General features: G+C 60.5%; 15 protein-coding genes and 1 tRNA gene. 12 read left to right on the plus strand and 4 right to left on the minus strand.

Annotated elements, in window-relative coordinates; genetic code table 11:
• Nucleotides 1-5: 5 nt before the first annotated feature.
• The 3 genes from ACN0WW_RS12225 to ACN0WW_RS12235 all read left to right on the plus strand — a co-directional run bounded on the left by ACN0WW_RS12225 (nt 6) and on the right by ACN0WW_RS12235 (nt 3,800).
• Nucleotides 6-2,744 carry an ATP-dependent DNA helicase gene (locus ACN0WW_RS12225; RefSeq protein ID WP_417612868.1) on the plus strand — a complete coding sequence of 913 codons (2,739 nt, stop codon included), beginning with the start codon at nt 6-8 and terminating at the stop codon, nt 2,742-2,744.
• Entirely contained in the window at nt 2,741-3,283 is a 543-nt protein-coding gene (locus tag ACN0WW_RS12230) for a SixA phosphatase family protein (RefSeq protein ID WP_417612870.1), read from the plus strand. The genes ACN0WW_RS12225 and ACN0WW_RS12230 overlap by 4 nt, the downstream gene beginning before the upstream one ends.
• Before the next feature lie 133 nt (nt 3,284-3,416).
• Nucleotides 3,417-3,800 carry a hypothetical protein gene (locus ACN0WW_RS12235; protein WP_417612872.1) on the plus strand — a complete coding sequence of 128 codons (384 nt, stop codon included), beginning with the start codon at nt 3,417-3,419 and terminating at the stop codon, nt 3,798-3,800.
• 42 nt (nt 3,801-3,842) lie between these two features.
• Here ACN0WW_RS12235 and ACN0WW_RS12240 read toward each other — a convergent pair whose 3' ends face one another.
• Together ACN0WW_RS12240 and ACN0WW_RS12245 are read right to left on the minus strand one after the other, a co-directional pair.
• On the minus strand, nt 3,843-4,229 hold the full coding sequence (locus ACN0WW_RS12240; RefSeq protein WP_417612874.1) for a MerR family transcriptional regulator: 387 nt from the start codon (nt 4,227-4,229) through the stop codon (nt 3,843-3,845).
• A gap of 28 nt (nt 4,230-4,257) precedes the next feature.
• Complete coding sequence (locus ACN0WW_RS12245) at nt 4,258-4,557, minus strand: integration host factor subunit alpha (protein WP_417612876.1); 300 nt, start codon at nt 4,555-4,557, stop codon at nt 4,258-4,260.
• A gap of 122 nt (nt 4,558-4,679) precedes the next feature.
• Between ACN0WW_RS12245 and ACN0WW_RS12250 the strand changes: the two genes are divergently transcribed.
• The 4 genes from ACN0WW_RS12250 to ACN0WW_RS12265 all read left to right on the plus strand — a co-directional run bounded on the left by ACN0WW_RS12250 (nt 4,680) and on the right by ACN0WW_RS12265 (nt 8,402).
• Complete coding sequence (locus ACN0WW_RS12250) at nt 4,680-5,477, plus strand: thioesterase family protein (protein ID WP_417612878.1); 798 nt, start codon at nt 4,680-4,682, stop codon at nt 5,475-5,477.
• Nucleotides 5,477-6,784 (plus strand): FAD-dependent oxidoreductase, encoded by a 1,308-nt coding sequence (locus tag ACN0WW_RS12255; RefSeq protein WP_417612880.1) that lies wholly within the window; start codon nt 5,477-5,479, stop codon nt 6,782-6,784. Before ACN0WW_RS12250 ends, ACN0WW_RS12255 begins: the two co-directional genes overlap by 1 nt.
• 3 nt (nt 6,785-6,787) lie before the next feature.
• Nucleotides 6,788-7,621 (plus strand): hypothetical protein, encoded by an 834-nt coding sequence (locus tag ACN0WW_RS12260; RefSeq protein ID WP_417612882.1) that lies wholly within the window; start codon nt 6,788-6,790, stop codon nt 7,619-7,621.
• 151 nt (nt 7,622-7,772) lie between these two features.
• Nucleotides 7,773-8,402, plus strand: coding sequence for an isochorismatase family protein (locus ACN0WW_RS12265; RefSeq protein ID WP_417612884.1), 630 nt, complete (start codon nt 7,773-7,775; stop codon nt 8,400-8,402).
• A 111-nt stretch (nt 8,403-8,513) separates the two neighbouring features.
• On the opposite strand, the gene ACN0WW_RS12270 is transcribed toward ACN0WW_RS12265, so the two are convergent.
• Nucleotides 8,514-8,600 (minus strand) — tRNA-Leu (locus tag ACN0WW_RS12270).
• A 241-nt stretch (nt 8,601-8,841) separates the two neighbouring features.
• On the opposite strand from ACN0WW_RS12270, the gene ACN0WW_RS12275 reads away from it, so the two are divergent.
• A complete protein-coding gene (locus ACN0WW_RS12275) occupies nt 8,842-9,789 on the plus strand; it encodes a complex I NDUFA9 subunit family protein (protein ID WP_417612886.1) in 948 nt (315 codons plus the stop codon).
• 38 nt (nt 9,790-9,827) lie between these two features.
• On the opposite strand, the gene ACN0WW_RS12280 is transcribed toward ACN0WW_RS12275, so the two are convergent.
• Complete coding sequence (locus ACN0WW_RS12280) at nt 9,828-10,622, minus strand: undecaprenyl-diphosphate phosphatase (protein ID WP_417612888.1); 795 nt, start codon at nt 10,620-10,622, stop codon at nt 9,828-9,830.
• Between the two features lie 284 nt (nt 10,623-10,906).
• Between ACN0WW_RS12280 and ACN0WW_RS12285 the strand changes: the two genes are divergently transcribed.
• The 4 genes from ACN0WW_RS12285 to ACN0WW_RS12300 all read left to right on the plus strand — a co-directional run bounded on the left by ACN0WW_RS12285 (nt 10,907) and on the right by ACN0WW_RS12300 (nt 18,038).
• Entirely contained in the window at nt 10,907-12,361 is a 1,455-nt protein-coding gene (locus tag ACN0WW_RS12285; RefSeq protein ID WP_417612890.1) for an NAD(P)-dependent oxidoreductase, read from the plus strand.
• A 22-nt stretch (nt 12,362-12,383) separates the two neighbouring features.
• On the plus strand, nt 12,384-13,097 hold the full coding sequence (locus tag ACN0WW_RS12290; RefSeq protein WP_417612892.1) for a DUF2059 domain-containing protein: 714 nt from the start codon (nt 12,384-12,386) through the stop codon (nt 13,095-13,097).
• Nucleotides 13,094-17,620 (plus strand): glutamate synthase large subunit, encoded by a 4,527-nt coding sequence (gltB, locus tag ACN0WW_RS12295; RefSeq protein WP_417612894.1) that lies wholly within the window; start codon nt 13,094-13,096, stop codon nt 17,618-17,620. The genes ACN0WW_RS12290 and gltB overlap by 4 nt, the downstream gene beginning before the upstream one ends.
• 82 nt (nt 17,621-17,702) lie before the next feature.
• Nucleotides 17,703-18,038, plus strand: coding sequence for a VOC family protein (locus ACN0WW_RS12300; RefSeq protein ID WP_417612896.1), 336 nt, complete (start codon nt 17,703-17,705; stop codon nt 18,036-18,038).
• Nucleotides 18,039-18,043 lie beyond the last annotated feature (5 nt).

Genomic DNA, 18,043 nt, shown 5'->3' on the forward strand with positions numbered 1-18,043 from the left:
CCGTCTTGACCGAACCCTCGCTTCCCTATCCTGCACTGCACGCCAGTCATAGCGGCATCTGGATCTGTTCGAGCGATGGCGAAACCCGCGCAATCGGCAAGGGCGAGGCAATTGGACGGGTTGCGGAAACGCCGCATATCCTGCTCAACGCGCCCCTGTTGGGGCAAAGGCTCGGCTATCCCGATCTCTCCGGCCTGGACCTGCTCGAGCTCTTTGCCTTCATTCATCCGGCCCAGTTTATCGTCCCGACGCCAGCTGGCATCGCCAAAACACTGGGCCTGATCCCGCCGGATCAAGAGGCTGATATTGCCAATCTCTACCGACAGGCGGCGAGCCTCTTGCTCGACGGACTGGAAGCGCCGTTCTGGAAAGAGCGGGAAGGCGCCTGGAGCAGCGCGCAGGCGCTGTATCGGCTGCGCTGGCCTTGGGCAGCGGAAGTAGGCAAAAGACTGGAGAAGCCGGTCGAGGCGGAACGCTGGCTGTTCTCCAAACTCGAAGAATGGGAAGAGGAGCCGCCGCGTCCGGCGCCCAAATCCGTCACATTGGACCGGGACGATACGCTGACTACGCTCAATGCGCTGACCGGGAAAGGCGCGGAGGATCGCAAGGGCCAGAAGGACTATGCCGCAGCGGTGACCCAGATCTTCAATCCGCGGAAGGTAAAAGGCGCGCCCAATATGCTGCTCGCCGAAGCGGGCACGGGTATCGGCAAGACGCTCGGCTATCTCGCGCCCGCCTCGCTCTGGTCCAGTCAGGCCGGCGGCGCAGTATGGATCTCAACCTTTACCAAGGCGCTGCAACGCCAGCTGGATCGGGAAACCCGTCGCATCTACCCGGACGAAGTGACATTTCGCAAGAAGGTCGTGGTGCGCAAGGGGCGAGAAAATTATCTCTGTCTGCTCAATCTGGAGGATGCCTTGCAGGGTGGGTTTAGCGGACGGGCGGCAATTCTGGCTCATCTGGTCGCGCGCTGGGCCGCCTATACCAAAGACGGTGACATGATTGGCGGCGATCTGCCCGGCTGGCTGACGACTTTGTTCCGGCGCAATGGTGCAACCGCGCTGACCGACCGGCGCGGCGAATGCGTCTATGCCGGCTGCCCGCATTACCGAAAATGCTTTATCGAGAAAGCCGCCAGAGCCAGCCAGCAGGCTGATATCGTGATCGCCAACCATGCTCTGGTCATGGTCAATGCAGCACGGGGACGCGAACAGCAGAACCGCCCCACCCGCCTGATTTTTGACGAAGGCCATCATCTGTTCGATGCGGCCGATTCAATGTTTGCCGCGCGGCTTTCCGGGCAGGAAGCAATCGAGATACGGCGCTGGGTGATCGGTCCGGAAACGAAGAGTCGCGGCCGACGACGCGGACTCGCTGCGCGCCTCGCCGATCTTGCTTCCTATGATGAGGAAGGCGGCCGGGCGATCGAAAGCGCGCGTCTGGCAGCAGAGGCGCTGCCCGGAGATGGCTGGCTGCAGAGGCTGAGTGAAGGGGAACCCTTTGGCCCGATCGAGGCGCTGTTACTGGAAGTTCGCGCCATGGTTTTTGCCCGCGATGAAAGTCAGAGCGCCGATGCCGGCTATGGCCTCGAAACCGAACTGTCCGATGTCGAAGGGCCGATGATTGATGCGGTCGCCACCGCTGCCGAAGCGATGGACGCCCTGCTCCGGCCATTGGTGCGTCTGGGTCAGCGAATCGAGCATCTGATCGAGGAAGGGCCGGACTGGATGGATGCTCAGGCCAGAGCGCGCATGGAAGGAGCGCTGTCGAGCCTCGGCTGGCGCTGCGATACGCTGTCAGGCTGGCTATCGCTATTGTCCCGCATTGGCGGACCCGCCGACCCCGATTTTGTCGACTGGCTGATGATCGACCGGTTCGAGGGGCGCGAATATGATATCGGCATTTGCCGCCATTGGCTCGATCCGACCATTCCGGTAACCGAAGTCGTGACCAAACCCGCCCACGGCGTGATGATCACCTCGGCGACATTGAAAGGCGGCGGTGACTGGGAAACCGCTCGGGCCCGCAGTGGCGCAGTCCATCTGGAGCACGCCCCGCAGGAATTCGAGGTTGCGAGCCCGTTCGACTATGTCAATCAGGCCAAGGTCATCATCGTCACCGATGTGAAGCGTGGTGATATGGCCGGACTGGCCGGCGCCTATGCGCAGTTGATCGAGGCATCCGGTGGTGGCACGCTCGGCCTGTTCACCGCGATCCGCCGCCTGCGCACCGTCTATGCGCGGATCGCCGACCGGATGGCGCAAAGCGGGCTGCCGATCTACGCTCAGCATGTCGATCCGATCGACACCGGCACACTGGTCGATATCTTCCGCGACGACCCCAAGGCCAGCCTGCTCGGTACCGATGCGCTGCGCGACGGCGTCGACGTCCCAGGCCAGAGCCTGCGGCTGGTAGTGATGGAGTCGGTGCCATGGCCGCGCCCCAACATTCTCCATCGTGCCCGCCGGCTGGCCGGTGGCGGCAGCGCCTATGATGACCGGATCATTCGAGCAAGACTGGCTCAGGCTTTTGGCCGGATCATCCGCCGCGCCGACGACCATGGGCATTTTGTCATTCTGTCATCGGCATTTCCGTCGCGCCTGCTCACCGCCTTTCCCGAAGGCACGCCGATCGAGCGCATGCCGCTCGAGCAGGCACTGGCGGAGATCCGCAGGGCCAAATCTGAAATGATAGAATCCGGTCTTCCAACTGAAACAAGTTTGATGCATGACAAACCGCAATGAAAAAACTCACACTCTTGCGCCATGCCAAATCCAGCTGGGACGATCCGGTTGATCGCGATTTCGACCGGCCTCTCAACACAAAGGGCAAACGCGCCGCAGCGGTAATGGGCAGCTTTATCAAGCGCAAAGGACTGCGCTTCGATCAGATTCTCGCTTCGCCCGCCGTGCGGGTCATTGAAACATTGGAGAATGTTGAAGAGGCCAGCGGTTTGGTTATGGAGCCGACCTGGGACCGCAAGATTTATCTCGCTTCATCAGCAACGTTGCTCGACGTGTTGCGCGGTGCCGAGGCTGAGGCCGATCATATCCTGATGGTCGGCCATAATCCCGGACTGGAAGATCTGATCTTCGACCTCGTGCCTGACGATGGCACCTCCCCGGCGCGTCAGGAGGTCGAGACGAAATATCCGACGGCCACCCTCGCCGAGATGACGCTGGCCATTGATAGCTGGGATCAAATCACGGAAAATTGCGCGACACTCGACCGCCTGACCCGGCCACGTGACCTCGATCCGGAACTGGGGCCGAATTACGACTAGGCGATTTTGTCCAACGCGGTCCAATTCAGGTCAGGGAAATGCGGCTGGCTGTAGCGAAGACACTAAAGTTCGCGCCCATGGATCAAGGATCGCTGCTATCAAATATTTCCCCGCCCGTTTCTGGTTCACCATCATGGCAAGTCTCTTCGGGATTCTGTCACCTGCCAGTGCCGAAAAAACCGGCACCGCCGCTGGCGAACCCGAACGATGGTCGGTTCTCGTAACGTATGGCGACGACGAATGCCCGGCGTCGACCGAGGGCGAAATTGTCGTATGCGCGCACCGGCCGGAAGAGGAGCGATACCGGATACCAAAGGCCCTTCGCGAGAAGGAGAAGGAAGAAGAGACGCATTATCCCATGGCCTGGACGACGCAGTTTCAGAATCACGAAGATCAAGCGCGGCTGGAACGCCCCAACAGCTGTTCTGCAGTGGGCACCAACGGCTTTACCGGCTGTCAGGCAGCAGACCTGCGCAAATGGTTCGCAGAGCGCGATATCGATAACAGTGAAGAGTGAGCGTCGCCTGCGACGGCTGGCCCGATCCCCGTTGCCCCAGAGCTAAGCGGCGCCGAGCGCGTCAGACAGCCGATTACGGATCGATTTGAGTTCGGCTACAATCAAACTCTTATCCTTATCCCGATTTCCGGACGAGGGCAGCGCTGCGCCGTCCGGCTGCGGAGCATCCTGAACCATCTCTGGCCCCTTGTTCCGGGCAGCCAGAAATTTCCGCGCGCCCTTGATCGTATAGCCTTCTTCATTGAGCAAGCGGTTGATCGTCTTGACGATCTCGACATCTTCAGGCCGGTAGTGGCGGCGGGCGCCAGCTCGCTTGAGCGGGCTCAGAGCCGCAAACTGCTCTTCCCAGTAACGCAAGATATGGGGCTTGATGCCGAGTTCTTTCGACAGCTCTCCGATGGTGCGAAAAGCCCCTTGATCCTTGGTCATACTCTACTCTCCCGGTTCGCCGGGTCCATTAACCTGCGGCGATAATCCTGTCACGCATCGTTTGACTGGCGCGGAACGTCAACACCCGGCGCGGCGCAATCGGCACTTCGATCCCGGTCTTCGGGTTGCGGCCGGTGCGCTCTCCCTTATCGCGCAAAACGAATGTTCCGAAGCCCGAAATCTTCACATTTTCGCCTTCGACAAGCGCATCGATCATATGGTTGAGGATCGATTCCACCATGACCGCGCTATCGGCACGGGAAAGCCCCACTTGCCGGTTCATTGTATCGGCAAGGTCGGCGCGCGTCAGGGTGTTGCTATAGCTCATCGCAATATCTCCCATTAAGAGATTGAAAAACAACAAAGCCATATAGCAGATAGTTGCTTTTGTAAATGTCGGCCGCAAACTTATCAGTAGATTTCAGCCGACTAGCCCGATAAGCGGAATGGATGACAGAAACAGAATATCAGCCCGTCGCTCTTTCCGATCTGCTTGACCAATGTGGAGCAGGCGGACCCGATCATCCCGTTAATCTGCCGCAAAGTTGGACCCAGGGACGCACTGCCTTTGGCGGCCTTTCCGGTGCGCTGGCCTATCATGCTGCCAGCCATATCGAGGATGATCTGCCGCCGCTGCGCTCGGCGCAAATTGCTTTCACCGGCCCGCTGTTCGGAACCTTGACGGCGGAAGCCACCATGCTGCGCCGCGGCAAGAGCACGGCCTTTGTGCAATCGGAAATCTTTGGCGACAAGGGCCTTGGGCTGCATTGCAATTTCATATTTGCTGCCCCCCGCACCACGGAAGTAAGGACATCGGACATTGCCGAGCCGGACTTTCCCGAACTGCCGGGCGGTTCGGATTTGCACAGTGGTCCGCCGCAATTTTTCACCTCGAATATGGAATATGTCGGCAAACGGATTGACACCAGCACCAAGACCAACCGTCTGACCCGCTGGATGCGGCTGAAACAGCGTGACGGTCTGGACCCGGTGGCTGAAATCCTCTGCATGTGCGACAGCCTGCCGCCCTCGGTGATGGGATTGCTCGACAAAAACGCCATGGTCAGTTCGATGAACTGGCAGGTCAATGTCATCGCTGAAGAGATCAGCACCGACGACGGCTGGTGGCTGATCGATTCCCATACCCATCACGCCGATCACGGGGCGAGCAGCCAATATATGAGTATCTGGAACAGCCGCCGGGAACTGATGGCAACCGCGATGCAAAGCGTGGCCTATTACGCCTGATGGGAACCGGCACAAACACCCGGCATAAACCCAGTCTCGCCGTTATCGGCACGGGTATTGCCGGACTGTCTGCTGCCTATCTGTTAAAGGACAAATATCAGGTCACGGTTTTTGAGAGCCAGGCCCGCGCCGGCATGGGCGCGCACAGCGTCGATTATACCAGCCATGGCATCACCCGCCGGATCGACATCCCGCTGCGCATTTTCTGCCGCGGCTATTACGAAAATCTGTTCGCACTCTACGATCATATCGGCGTGGAAATGATCACCAGCGACCATAGCGGTATATTCGCCGATGAAACGGGTCGTGTCCTGCTGCATTACGGCAATCTGCACTGGGGCGAGTCACAGGTCTCTTATCTGAAAGGACGCAGCTGGCTGAGCCCGTCCGCCTGGTCGATCGGCTTGCAAAGCGGCCGGTTTTTCGCCCGCGCCAAGCGGGATAGCAAGCGGTCTGACCTGGCCTCCCTAACCTTCGGTGACTATCTGAAGCAGTCCGGTGCCGACAGCGATTTTGTCGATACCGTCCTGCTGCCGATGATGTCGGTCACCTGCACCTGCGACTATCAGGCGGTGCGTGACTATCCGGCTGATATCATGCTCGAATATCTGACCTGCGGGATCCACCAGCTCGGCATCATGAGCGCCGCGAAGGGCGTGGACGATATCGTGCCGCGGATGCTGGTCGATGTAGATCTGCAAACCAACAGCCCGATCGCCCTGATCGAGCCCGCTGGCGAACAGTTGCGCGTGGTGACACAGGCCGGCGCCGATCATCTCTTCGACCAGGTGGTTGTTGCGGCTCAGGCGCAGCAAGCGGCAGCCATGATATCCGGTTTTGATGATCGCCGGGCATTGCTGGAGCGTATTCCGTTCGAGCGATCGAGCATGAGCGTCCACACCGATACCACCATTCTACCGGCTCCGGCAGCAGACCTGTCGCCGGTCAGCTATCATGTTCCCAAGGGTAGCAGCAGAGCCGAAGTCTCGGTTGATCTGACCAAGGCGATTGACCGTCTATCCGGTCAGGAAACGGTTTTCCAGACCTGGAACCCGATGCGCAGGATCGCCCCGAACCGGGAATTGGCAAGAGTCGATTTCACGCGGCCAACCGTCACCCGCGACAGCCGCAAGGCGGTAACCGCGTTGCGTGAAAATCAGAGCGCACCGGGCAATCGGCTCTGGCTCTGCGGATCCTATATGGCGGAAAAAATTCCGCTGCTTGAGGCTGCGGTGGATTCTTCGGTGGCCGTGGCAGAGCATATGGGTGCCGGGATCCCCTGGAAAACCGGCGCCGCCGCCGGCTGAGCCATGGCGGAATTTCACGATCTGGCCGAACTGGCCCTCAACAGCGAAGGCCAGTCCTGGGGCAATCTCGGCTACTGGCAGAATGCAGACAACTATTCCGATGCGTGCCGCGCACTGGCCCTGATGCTGGGCGAACAGTCTGGGCTCGACCGGCACGCGATAGTGTTTGACGCCGGCTTCGGCTGCGGCGATCAATTGCTGGTCTGGTTAGAACATTTCCACATTGCCGGGCTTCACGGCATAAACCTGTCCCACAGCCAGACCCGCTTTGCCAAGGCGAAGCTGAGCAACGCAGGTTTCGAGGCCGAGGCCAGCGCCATCGTGGAAGGTGACATCAACGATCCGGATCTCTGGAGCACCACGCTCGACGGTGCCAGACCCACCCATGTTCTGGCGCTGGATTGCGCCTATCATTTCCCCAGCAGACTGGCTTTCTTTCGACTGGCGCAACACCATTTGTCTTGTGCAGGAAAGCTTGCGCTCAGCGACTTCATGCTGGCAGAGCAGCATGACACGGGCTCTTGGGCTCATCGGATGCTGGGCTGGATGCTGCACCGTTCGCATATTGCGGAAGACAATATGGTGCACCGGGACCGCTATCTGCGCGAATTGCAGGACAGTGGCTTTGAGGATGTCCGGATCATCGACATCAGTGACCATGTCATGCCGGGCTTTGCACACGCCATGCGAAAGCTCGGTCGCGAGCGCGCCGCGTCGAGCGCAACTCTGCCATGGTCAAGCCTGATCAAATATCGGGTCACGGGATGGTTTCTGGCATGGGCCTATCGCCGGTCGATTTTGCGCTATTGCTTGGTCAGCGCCAGGAAAGCTCGCTGAACCCGACGCCCCTTGCCCGCGGCCAGATTTTTCACGCAATGGCTTGCGCAACTCCATCCGGCCAGCCATCCTGCCCACTATTGTCAACCCGAAAGAGATGGCCCCAATCCCGGCGACACAGGGTGCTCGGCCACGAAAGGAAAATTGCCCGATGAGCGAAGACGATCTGCTCGAAAATTATCGCAAGGCCTTTGATGTCAAAGTCGGCTTTGGCGAGCGACCGGCCCTGATTCTCATCGATTTCTGCCAGGGATATTTTGATCCCGAATGCGATCTATATGCCGAGGTAGACGATGGACTCGCCTCGGCCCTGCGCGTCAGGGAAGCAGCGCGGGCAGCAAAAGTTCCGGTGATTTTGACGGGCGTATCCTATCATCCCAGCGCCATCGACGGCGGCCGCTTCTTCGAAAAGGCTGCACCGCTGCGCTATTTTATCGAGGGCAACCCAATGGGCGCCTTCGCCGCAGGACTGGAACCCCAGGATGACGAACTGGTCATCATGAAACAATATCCCAGCGCTTTTTTCGGCACCTCGCTCGCCTCCACCCTCACGGCAATGGGCGTGGACAGCGTGCTGCTGACGGGCCTCACCACCAGCGGATGCGTGCGCGCAAGCTGCGTCGACGCGATGTCGCACGGCTTCCGCACGGCCGTCGTCGCCGAAGCCTGCGGCGACCGGCATGACGAACCGCATAAGGCCAATTTGTTCGATATGAACGCAAAATATGCCGACGTGGTCAGCGAGCAAGAGACGATCGAGTTTCTGCAGCAGCTGAACTAGCGGGGTGATGGTTGCCTGACCCCCCTGACATATTCCTGGGCGGGTGAGGCTTAACAATGTCATATCTCTGGCGTTTTATCGACCGTTTCAGGATACTTTGCCATGAGTTAATGGTGCCCAGAAGAGGACTCGAACCTCCACATCCTTGCGAATACTAGCACCTGAAGCTAGCGCGTCTACCAATTCCGCCATCTGGGCCCATGCAAGCAGCGATACTGTCAAAGCCGCTTGATAGAGGCGGGCGATTAGCCGCTTGGTGGTTCTGCTGTCAATGATTCATATCAGGAAAACCGCGATCGCGCGAACGGCCAGCCTGCAGCAGCCGTCCCGACGCAGCCATGCGGGTCGAAAAATGCTGGCCAGAGGGCGGAATCCACTGTTGCGTCGTCCGCCGCGCTGGGGCAGAGGCTAAGCAGAAACCAGTGCACGGAAGAAAGACATGGATCTCGACGGACGATTGATTTGCATATTTGGCGGCGGCGGTTTTGTAGGCCGCTACATTTCGCAGGCGCTGCTGGAGCGCGGTGCGCGTTTGCGTATTGCCGAGCGCAATATTAAAAATGCGATGCATATCAAACCGCTGGGCAATCTCGGGCAGACCCAGTTTGTCAGCGCGGACGTCACCAAAGCGGACAGCGTCGCGCGGGCAGTGCATGGCTGTGATGCGGTGATCAATCTGGTTGGCGTGCTGAAAGGCGACTTCGAGCGAGTCCATGTCGATGGTGCGCGCAATGTCGCTGAAGCTGCCGCCGCGGCGGGATGCCAGGCGCTGCTGCATCTGTCGGCGATCGGTGCCGACAGCGATTCGCCATCGCGCTACGGGCGGAGCAAGGGCGACGGGGAAAAGGCCGTCCTACAAGCCTTTGCGAACGCCATCATCCTCCGGCCCTCGATCATCTTTGGCCGCGAGGATCAGTTCATCAACCGCTTTGCCGGCATGATCGCGATGTTGCCGGTGGTGCCGGTGATCGGCAGCGAGACCCGGTTCCAGCCGGTATTTGTCGGCGACGTGGCCGACGTAGCGGCCGAGGCGCTGAGTCATGACGAGCGCTATGCCGGCCAGACGTTCGAACTGGGCGGCCCGGAAGTCCTGAGCATGGGCGACGTCAACCGGCGGATTGCCAAGCTGACCGGTCGCGACCGGAGCTTTGTCGAAGTGCCGGATTTTGCGGCCAAGGCCATGGCGACTGTTCTCGGCCCGCTCCCCGGCGCGCCAATCACCGCCGACCAGTACAAGATGCTGCAGAAGGACAATATTGTCGCACCGGACGCCAGAACCATCGAGGCATTTGGCGTCGAACCGACACCGCTTGCTGCGGTGGCCAGTGGCTGGATGGAAAAATACACGGCGCATGGCCGCTTTGGCGCCGGCACCAAGGCACGCTAGCGACCGGCTAGACCGGGGCGAAGGGGCAGCGGGCTGGCCTAGAAAAAGACCAGCAAGCCGATCCCCATCGCCACCCGGTAGATGACAAAGACCATCATTGATGCCTTGCGCAAAAATTGCATCAGGAAGGTCATGGTGGCCAGCGCGGCCAGGAAGGTCATCACGCCGGTGATCAGCGCTTCCTTCAGCAGCTCGGTACTCGCGCCCATCAGGTCGGGGACGATCAGGATGCCCGCACCAGCAACAGCCGGGATCGACAACAGGAACGAAAAGCGCGCCGCTTCCACCCGGCTATAGCCGAGAAAACGGGCCGCGGTCATCGTCACGCCGGACCGGCTGGTGCCGGGAATCAGTGCCAGCGCCTGGGCCAGGCCGACCAGAAGACCGTCCTTGAGCGTCATGTCTTCAAAGGTCTTGACCTGCCGCCCCACACGATCGGCGATGCCCAGCAAGACGCCGTAGATGATGAGGTTAACCGCCACCAGCGTGGTGCTGCGGAAACCGTCAAGATAGCCGCCGGTCTTCAGGAACAGGCCGACCACGACCGCCGGGATCGTGCCAATGATGATCCACCAGAACAGACGCCGTTCCGCCGGTGCCTGACCAATGCCGATCGTCGCCAGACCGCCGCGGCCCAGCGCCCAGACATCCTTGAAAAAATAGGTGATGATCGCCAGCAGCGATCCGACATGGACCGCAATATCGATCATCGGCCCCTGATCGGCAAAGCCGGTGAACACGGGCAGCAGGATCAGATGGCCGGAAGAGGAAATCGGCAAAAACTCGGTGACGCCCTGCACAATTGCGAGGAGCAGCATTTGGATGAAAGTCATGGGCGTTCCGTATGTTGACGTGGCCGTCTGTTGATCTGCTGGGCAATAGCGCCTCCCAAAACGATTGTCGCGAAAAAATATAGGTCCGATATGGATCATATTATTGACAGAGCCACATGGTCTCACGCCTTCTCGATGTCGAATTCCCGATATTAGGTCACTATAACTGACCTATATTGGAATTTATGCGTGACTCGCGCGGACCATTTGGCTATTTCGGTGGTTCAGCCCGTCGAGGCGGGCGGTTGGTCACAATCTTTCATTGCAGGAAACGAGCGTCTGGCATGGCAAAAAGCCCGCAGAAATTGGAAATGCTGAAATTCGTCGAGGAGGGCCAGGCCTATCCGGAAAAACGCGCGCCCATCCTGCGCGCCGAAGACTTTCAGGAAATCGCTGATAAATATGCGCCGGAAAAGGCAGCGGAACAGGCCGCGCGCTGCTCGCAATGCGGTGTGCCTTATTGTTCAGTCCATTGCCCGCTGCACAATCATATTCCCGACTGGCTGCGCCTGACCGCCGAAGGCCGGTTGCGCGAAGCCTATGAGATGTCCAACCTGACCTCGACCATGCCGGAAATCTGTGGCCGCATCTGTCCGCAGGACCGCTTGTGCGAAGGCAATTGCGTGATCGAATTTTCCGGTCATGGCGCCGTGACCATCGGGGCCGTCGAAAAATATGTCACCGACACTGCCTGGGAAGAAGGCTGGGTCGAACCCTTGCAACCGGGCCGGTCAAAAGGCCAGTCCGTCGGCATCATCGGTGCCGGTCCTGCCGGGCTGACCGCCGCCGAATATCTGCGCGTCGCCGGCTATGACGTCCATGTCTATGATCGCCATGATCGCGCCGGCGGTCTGCTGACCTACGGTATTCCGGGCTTCAAGCTGGAAAAGCATGTGATCATGCGGCGGGTGCAGCGGCTGAAGGATGGCGGCATCCACTTCCACGAGAGCTTTGAAGTCGGCACAGACGCGACGCTGGACGACCTGCGCGACCGGCACGACGCGATCCTGATCGCGACCGGCGTCTATCAGCCGCGGGCGATCCAGATGCCGGGCGTCGGCGCGCCGGGGGTCGAGGACGCGCTGGATTTCCTGATCGCTTCCAACCGCAAAAGCTTTGGCGACAGCGTCCCCGATTTTGACAATGGTCGCTTCAATGCCAAGGGCAAGAATGTCGTGGTCATCGGCGGCGGTGATACCGCGATGGACTGCGTGCGGACGTCGATCCGGCAGGGCGCGAAATCGGTGAAATGCCTCTATCGCCGCGACCGCGCCAATATGCCGGGCTCGCAAAATGAAGTCCGCAACGCCGAGGAAGAGGGCGTTGAATTTGTCTGGCTGTCGGCACCCAAGGCGGTCGAGGGCACCGATCAGGTTACGGCGGTCAAGGCAAACCGCATGCGGCTTGGCGCGCCCGACGCCAGCGGTCGCCGCTCCCCGGAAGTGGAGCCCGACAGCGACTTCACCGTCGATGCCGATCTGGTGATCAAGGCGCTGGGCTTTGACGCCGAAGACCTGCCCGGCCTGTTCGGATCTCCCGATCTGGCGGTCACGCGCTGGGGCACATTGCGCGTCGACCACAAGTCGATGATGACCAATCTCGAAGGCGTGTTCGCCGCCGGCGACATTGTCCGCGGCGCCAGTCTGGTCGTCTGGGGAATCCGTGACGGGCGCGATGTCACAGAACATATGCACCGGTTTTTGAAAGAGAAAAAGCTGACAGAGAAGGTGGCGGCCTAGGCCCGCCAATCGGAGTGAGACCATGAAGATCAAGACAATCGTGACCATATTGACGGCCAGTACAGCGCTGGCAACGGCGGCTCCGTCCGCCGCCCAAGAATCGGCAAAGCCAGCCGAAGCTGTCGAAGCGACGGTGACGGATCCCGCCCGCCTCGCCGCCGCCCGGACCACGGTCGACTATCTGTTCCCGCTGGGAACCTACCAGCGGATGATGAAGGGCACGATGGACAAGCTGATGGACAGCATATTGTCGCAGACCTTTGATCGCCCGATGGGCGAGACGATGAAAGGCTATGGCCTTGATGATGAGACCATTGAGGACATGGGCGACACCTCAATCAATGACATGATGAGGGCGCGCGATCCCTATTTTGAAGAGCGCATGAGAATATCCACCACGGTCATGATGGACGAAATGGTCGACGTGATGACGGCGATGGAGCCCGCAATCCGCGAGGCGCTTACCAAAATATACGCCCGCAAGTTCACGGCATCACAGCTTGCCGAAATGAACCGCTTTTTCGCCACCGACACCGGCGGCGCCTTTGCCCGGGACTATATGATGGTGTTTGTCGATCCGGAAATGATGCAATCGATGATGGGCATGGTGCCGGAGATGATGCAGGCGATGCCAAGGATCGTGAAGAAGGTGGAGGAGGCAACCGCCCATCTGCCGCCGCCGCTCAAACATGACACCGGGGAAGAGCAGGAAGAGGCGGAGCAGGACAGCCAATGACCCGGCAATATCCCACCCCCGAACATGAACGCCTCGCCCGCGAAGGCATGTACCGGCCGGAATTTGAAGGCGATGCCTGCGGTGTCGGGCTGGTCGCAGCGACTGACGGCAAGCCGTCGCGGCGCGTCGTCGCCTCCGCCATTGATGCGCTGAAAGCGGTCTGGCACCGGGGTGCGGTCGATGCCGATGGCAAGACCGGTGATGGTGCCGGCCTGCACGTCGACCTGCCCGAACGCTTCTTTGATGATGCGATTGCCGACAGCGGTCACAAGGTCCGCCCCAACCGGCTGGCCGTGGGCATGATCTTTCTGCCGCGCACCGATCTCAACGCGCAGGAAGCCTGTCGGGCGATCGTTGAGGCGGAAATCATCGAATCCGGCTATACCATCTACGGCTGGCGTCAGGTGCCGGTGGACGTTTCAGTGATTGGGCAGAAAGCCCAGAACACCCGCCCCGAGATCGAGCAGATCATGATTGCAGGGCCGATGCCGGACAAGCAGGACGCGCGCGAATTCGAGAAGAATCTCTATCTTATCCGCCGCCGGATCGAGAAAAAGGTGATCGCAGCCCAGATCCAGGATTTCTATATCTGCAGCCTGTCCTGCCGGTCGATCATCTACAAGGGCCTGTTTCTCGCGCAATCGCTGTCGGTCTTCTACCCCGACCTGCTCGACGAACGGTTCGAAAGCCGGGTGGCGATTTTCCATCAGCGCTATTCGACCAACACCTTCCCGCAATGGTGGCTCGCGCAACCGTTCCGCTGCCTCGCGCATAATGGCGAGATCAATACGATCCGCGGCAACAAGAACTGGATGAAGAGCCACGAGATCAAGATGGCCAGTCTGGCCTTCGGTGATCATAGCGAGGACATCAAGCCGGTGATCCCGGCGGGATCCTCTGACACGGCTGCGCTGGATGCGGTATTCGAGACCATCTGCCGGTCCGGCCGCGATGCGCCAACCGCAAAGATCATGCTGGTGCCCGAGGCGTGGCAGAATAACCCGGACATCGATCCCGCTCATCAGGCGATGTACGAATATATGGCGAGCGTGATGGAACCCTGGGATGGGCCGGCGGCGCTGGCGATGACCGATGGTCACTGGGCGGTCGCCGGTGTCGACCGCAACGCGCTGCGTCCTTTGCGCTATTCGCGGACGGCGGATAATCTGCTGATCATCGGCAGTGAATCCGGCATGGTCGTCGTGCCGGAAAGCCAGGTGGTCGAGAAAGGCCGGCTGGGCCCCGGACAGATGATCGCCGTCGACCTTGACGCCGGGCTGCTGTTCAAGGACCGCGAACTCAAGGACCGGATCGCCGCCGAGGAACCCTATGCCGATCTGGTCAAGGGATTCCAGAGCGTCGACGACCTGCCGCCCGCGCCTGAAAATTCGGGCATGGGCTTCTCCAGGGAAGAACTGATCCGCCGGCAGACCGCCGCCGGCCATACGCTCGAGGATATGGAAATGATCCTCGCGCCGATGGTCGAGGATGCCAAGGAAGCGGTCGGTTCGATGGGCGACGACACGCCGCTGGCGGTGATCAGCGTGAAGCCGCGCCAGATCAGCCATTTCTTCAAGCAGAATTTTTCCCAGGTGACCAATCCGCCGATCGACAGCCTGCGCGAGCGCCATGTAATGAGCCTGCGCACGCGCTTTTCCAATCTCGCCAATATTCTGGAGCAGGACAGCCAGAATGAAGACGTCATGGTGCTGGAAAGTCCGGTGCTCAGCTGCGCCCTGTGGGAGCGGCTGAAACTGGGCTTTGGCGACGCGGTGGCCGAAATCGATTGCACGATGAGCATCAGCGGCGGCGCCATCGAGCTGCGCGATTCGCTGGCCCGGATCCGGGCAGAGGCGGAGCAGGCGGTGCGCGCCGGCAAGACCGAGATTTTCCTTACCGACGAGGATATCGACGAGGACCGGATGGCGATCTCGATGGTGATCGCGACCGCGGCGGTGCACACCCATCTGGTCCGCAAGGGCCTGCGCTCTTACGCTTCGGTCAACGTCCGCGCCGCGGAATGTCTCGACACCCATTGCTATGCCGTGCTGATCGGCGTCGGCGCGACCACGGTCAATGCCTATATGGCGGAAGCCGCGATCGCCGACCGCCACGCCCGCGGTCTGTTCGGCGACCTGACCCTCGATGAATGTCTCGCCCGGCACAAGAAAGCGGTCGATGACGGCCTACTCAAGATCATGTCGAAAATGGGCATCGCGGTCATTTCCAGCTATCGCGGCGGCTATAATTTCGAAGCCGTCGGCCTGTCCCGCGCCTTGTGCAACGACCTGTTCCCCGGCATGCCGACCAAGATATCCGGCGAAGGCTATGCGTCCCTGTTCATCAATGCCCAGGACAAGCATGCCGCGGCCTTTGAGCCAGCGGTGGTGCGACTGCCGGTTGGTGGTTTCTACAAGCAGCGCGATGGCGGCGAGGCGCATGCCTATAGCGCCCATCTGATGCACCTGCTGCAGACCGCGGTCGCGCAGGACAGCTATTCCACCTATCTCCAGTTCTCGCAGGCGGTCCGCGAGCTGGAGCCGATCTATCTGCGCGACCTGATGGAATTCAACTATGCCCCGCAGCCGGTGCCGATCGACGAGGTCGAGGCGATCACCGAAGTGCGCAAGCGCTTCAACACGCCGGGCATGAGCCTCGGCGCGCTCAGCCCGGAAGCGCATGAGACGCTGGCCATCGCGATGAACCGGATTGGCGCCAAGTCGGTTTCCGGCGAAGGCGGCGAGGAAAAGCGGCGCTACACCCCCTTTGAAAATGGCGACAATGCCTCGAGCCCGATCAAGCAGGTCGCGTCCGGCCGCTTTGGCGTGACCTCGGAATATCTCGGGGCCTGCGAGGAGCTTGAAATCAAGGTTGCCCAGGGCGCCAAGCCCGGCGAGGGCGGCCAGCTGCCCGGCTTCAAGGTCACCGAATTCATTGCCAAGCTGCGCCATTCGACTCCCGGCGTCACCCTGATCTCGCCGCCACCGCATCATGATATCTATTCGATCGAGGATCTCGCGCAGCTAATCTACGATCTCAAGCAGATCAATCCGCGCGCCCGGGTCTGCGTAAAGCTGGTGTCCTCGGCCGGCATCGGCACGATCGCCGCTGGCGTCGCCAAGGCCCATGCCGATGTCATCCTGATCTCCGGCAACACCGGCGGCACCGGCGCGTCGCCGCAGACCTCGATCAAATTCGCCGGCACGCCCTGGGAAATGGGGCTGACCGAAGCCAATCAGGTGCTGACTCTCAATGGCCTGCGCCACCGGGTCAAGCTGCGCACCGATGGCGGCCTCAAGACCGGGCGCGACATTGTCATCGCCGCCATTCTCGGCGCCGAGGAATTTGGCATCGGCACGCTCAGCCTAGTCGCGATGGGCTGCATCATGGTCCGCCAGTGCCACAGCAACACCTGCCCGGTCGGGGTCTGCGTGCAGGACGAGCGGCTGCGCGAAAAATTCACCGGCACGCCGGAAAAGGTGATCAACCTGATGACCTATATGGCCGAGGAAGTGCGCGAAATCCTGGCCCGGCTCGGTTACCGCTCGCTCGGCGAGATTATCGGTCGCACCGAATTGCTGCGCCAGGTCAGCCGCGGCGCCGAACATCTCGACGATCTCGACCTCAACCCGATCCTCGCCAAGGTCGACGCAAGAGACAGCGAGCGCAGCTTCCATATCGACACGCCGCGCAACGAGGTCCCGGACAGTCTCGACGCCGAGATGATCGACGATGCCAAACCGGTGTTCGAGCGGCGCGAGAAGATGCAGCTCACCTATACCGTGCGCAACACCCACCGCGCTGTCGGCACCCGCTTCTCCGCCGAGATCACCGCCAAATATGGCATGAGCACGCTGAACGAGGACCATGTCCATATCCGTCTGCGCGGGTCCGCCGGCCAGTCGCTCGGCGCGTTCCTCTGCCAGGGGATCACGCTGGAAGTGTTCGGCGATTCCAACGACTATGTCGGCAAAGGCCTGTGCGGCGGCAAGATCATTGTCCGGCCGATGGTCAGTTCGCCGCTGGTCAGCCAGGACAATACGATCATCGGCAATACCGTGCTCTATGGCGCGACCGCCGGGCAGCTCTATGCCGCCGGACAGGCCGGCGAACGGTTCGCCGTCCGTAACAGCGGAGCCGATGTCGTGGTCGAGGGCTGCGGCGCCAATGGCTGCGAATATATGACCGGTGGCAATGCCGTAATTCTGGGACCGGTGGGCAGCAATTTCGGAGCCGGCATGACCGGCGGCATGGCCTTCGTCCTCGACACAGAGGGTGATTTCGAGAAAATGGCCAATGGCGACAGCATCATCTGGCAACGCCTCGACAGCGCTTATTGGGAAGGCCACCTGCTGTCGCTGATCGAGCGGCATCAGCAGACCACCGACAGCAAATGGTCCGAATCGATCCTGCGCGACTGGGACCGCTGGCGCGGGCGCTTCTGGCAGGTCTGCCCGAAGGAGATGGTCAACCGGATTGAGCAGCCGCTATCAGATAGTGAGGTGATCGCGGCAGCCGAATAAGCCGGCCAAATGTTCTTGTTTTGATCTTTTGTCGCACTATGCTCGCCGGGTCCCGAGTCGGTGCCAAGCAAGGAATGCGAGCATGCCAAAGATCATCCCGAATTATCTCGAAATGAAAGCCAGCGACCTGCCCGCCAGCAAGGCCTTTTACGAGCAGGCCTTTGGCTTTGCCTTCACCGATTATGGGCCGGAATATGCTGCAATCGAAGGCGGGCCGGTAGATATCGGGCTGGCCGCTGGCAACGAACCGGTTCCCCCGATGCCGACGTTCGAGACCGATGATCTGGAAGCCTCTCTGGAGCAGGTCAGGGCGGCCGGTGGTCTCATCGTCAACGAAATATTCGCCTACCCCGGCGGACGGCGGTTCGAATGCCTCGATCCCGCGGGCAACCGGCTGGGCATCTATCAGCCGGACTAGCATTC

Source organism: Parasphingorhabdus sp. (genome assembly GCF_048269865.1).
GTDB lineage: Bacteria > Pseudomonadota > Alphaproteobacteria > Sphingomonadales > Sphingomonadaceae > Parasphingorhabdus.

Coding starts and splice junctions, on each gene's coding strand:
- ACN0WW_RS12230 (WP_417612870.1), top strand. CDS start 2,741: ATGAAAAAACTCACACTCTTGCGCCATGCCAAATCCAGCTGGGACGAT.
- ACN0WW_RS12235 (WP_417612872.1), top strand. CDS start 3,417: ATGGCAAGTCTCTTCGGGATTCTGTCACCTGCCAGTGCCGAAAAAACC.
- ACN0WW_RS12240 (WP_417612874.1), bottom strand. CDS start 4,229: ATGACCAAGGATCAAGGGGCTTTTCGCACCATCGGAGAGCTGTCGAAA.
- ACN0WW_RS12245 (WP_417612876.1), bottom strand. CDS start 4,557: ATGAGCTATAGCAACACCCTGACGCGCGCCGACCTTGCCGATACAATG.
- ACN0WW_RS12250 (WP_417612878.1), top strand. CDS start 4,680: ATGACAGAAACAGAATATCAGCCCGTCGCTCTTTCCGATCTGCTTGAC.
- ACN0WW_RS12255 (WP_417612880.1), top strand. CDS start 5,477: ATGGGAACCGGCACAAACACCCGGCATAAACCCAGTCTCGCCGTTATC.
- ACN0WW_RS12260 (WP_417612882.1), top strand. CDS start 6,788: ATGGCGGAATTTCACGATCTGGCCGAACTGGCCCTCAACAGCGAAGGC.
- ACN0WW_RS12265 (WP_417612884.1), top strand. CDS start 7,773: ATGAGCGAAGACGATCTGCTCGAAAATTATCGCAAGGCCTTTGATGTC.
- ACN0WW_RS12275 (WP_417612886.1), top strand. CDS start 8,842: ATGGATCTCGACGGACGATTGATTTGCATATTTGGCGGCGGCGGTTTT.
- ACN0WW_RS12280 (WP_417612888.1), bottom strand. CDS start 10,622: ATGACTTTCATCCAAATGCTGCTCCTCGCAATTGTGCAGGGCGTCACC.
- ACN0WW_RS12285 (WP_417612890.1), top strand. CDS start 10,907: ATGGCAAAAAGCCCGCAGAAATTGGAAATGCTGAAATTCGTCGAGGAG.
- ACN0WW_RS12290 (WP_417612892.1), top strand. CDS start 12,384: ATGAAGATCAAGACAATCGTGACCATATTGACGGCCAGTACAGCGCTG.
- gltB (WP_417612894.1), top strand. CDS start 13,094: ATGACCCGGCAATATCCCACCCCCGAACATGAACGCCTCGCCCGCGAA.
- ACN0WW_RS12300 (WP_417612896.1), top strand. CDS start 17,703: ATGCCAAAGATCATCCCGAATTATCTCGAAATGAAAGCCAGCGACCTG.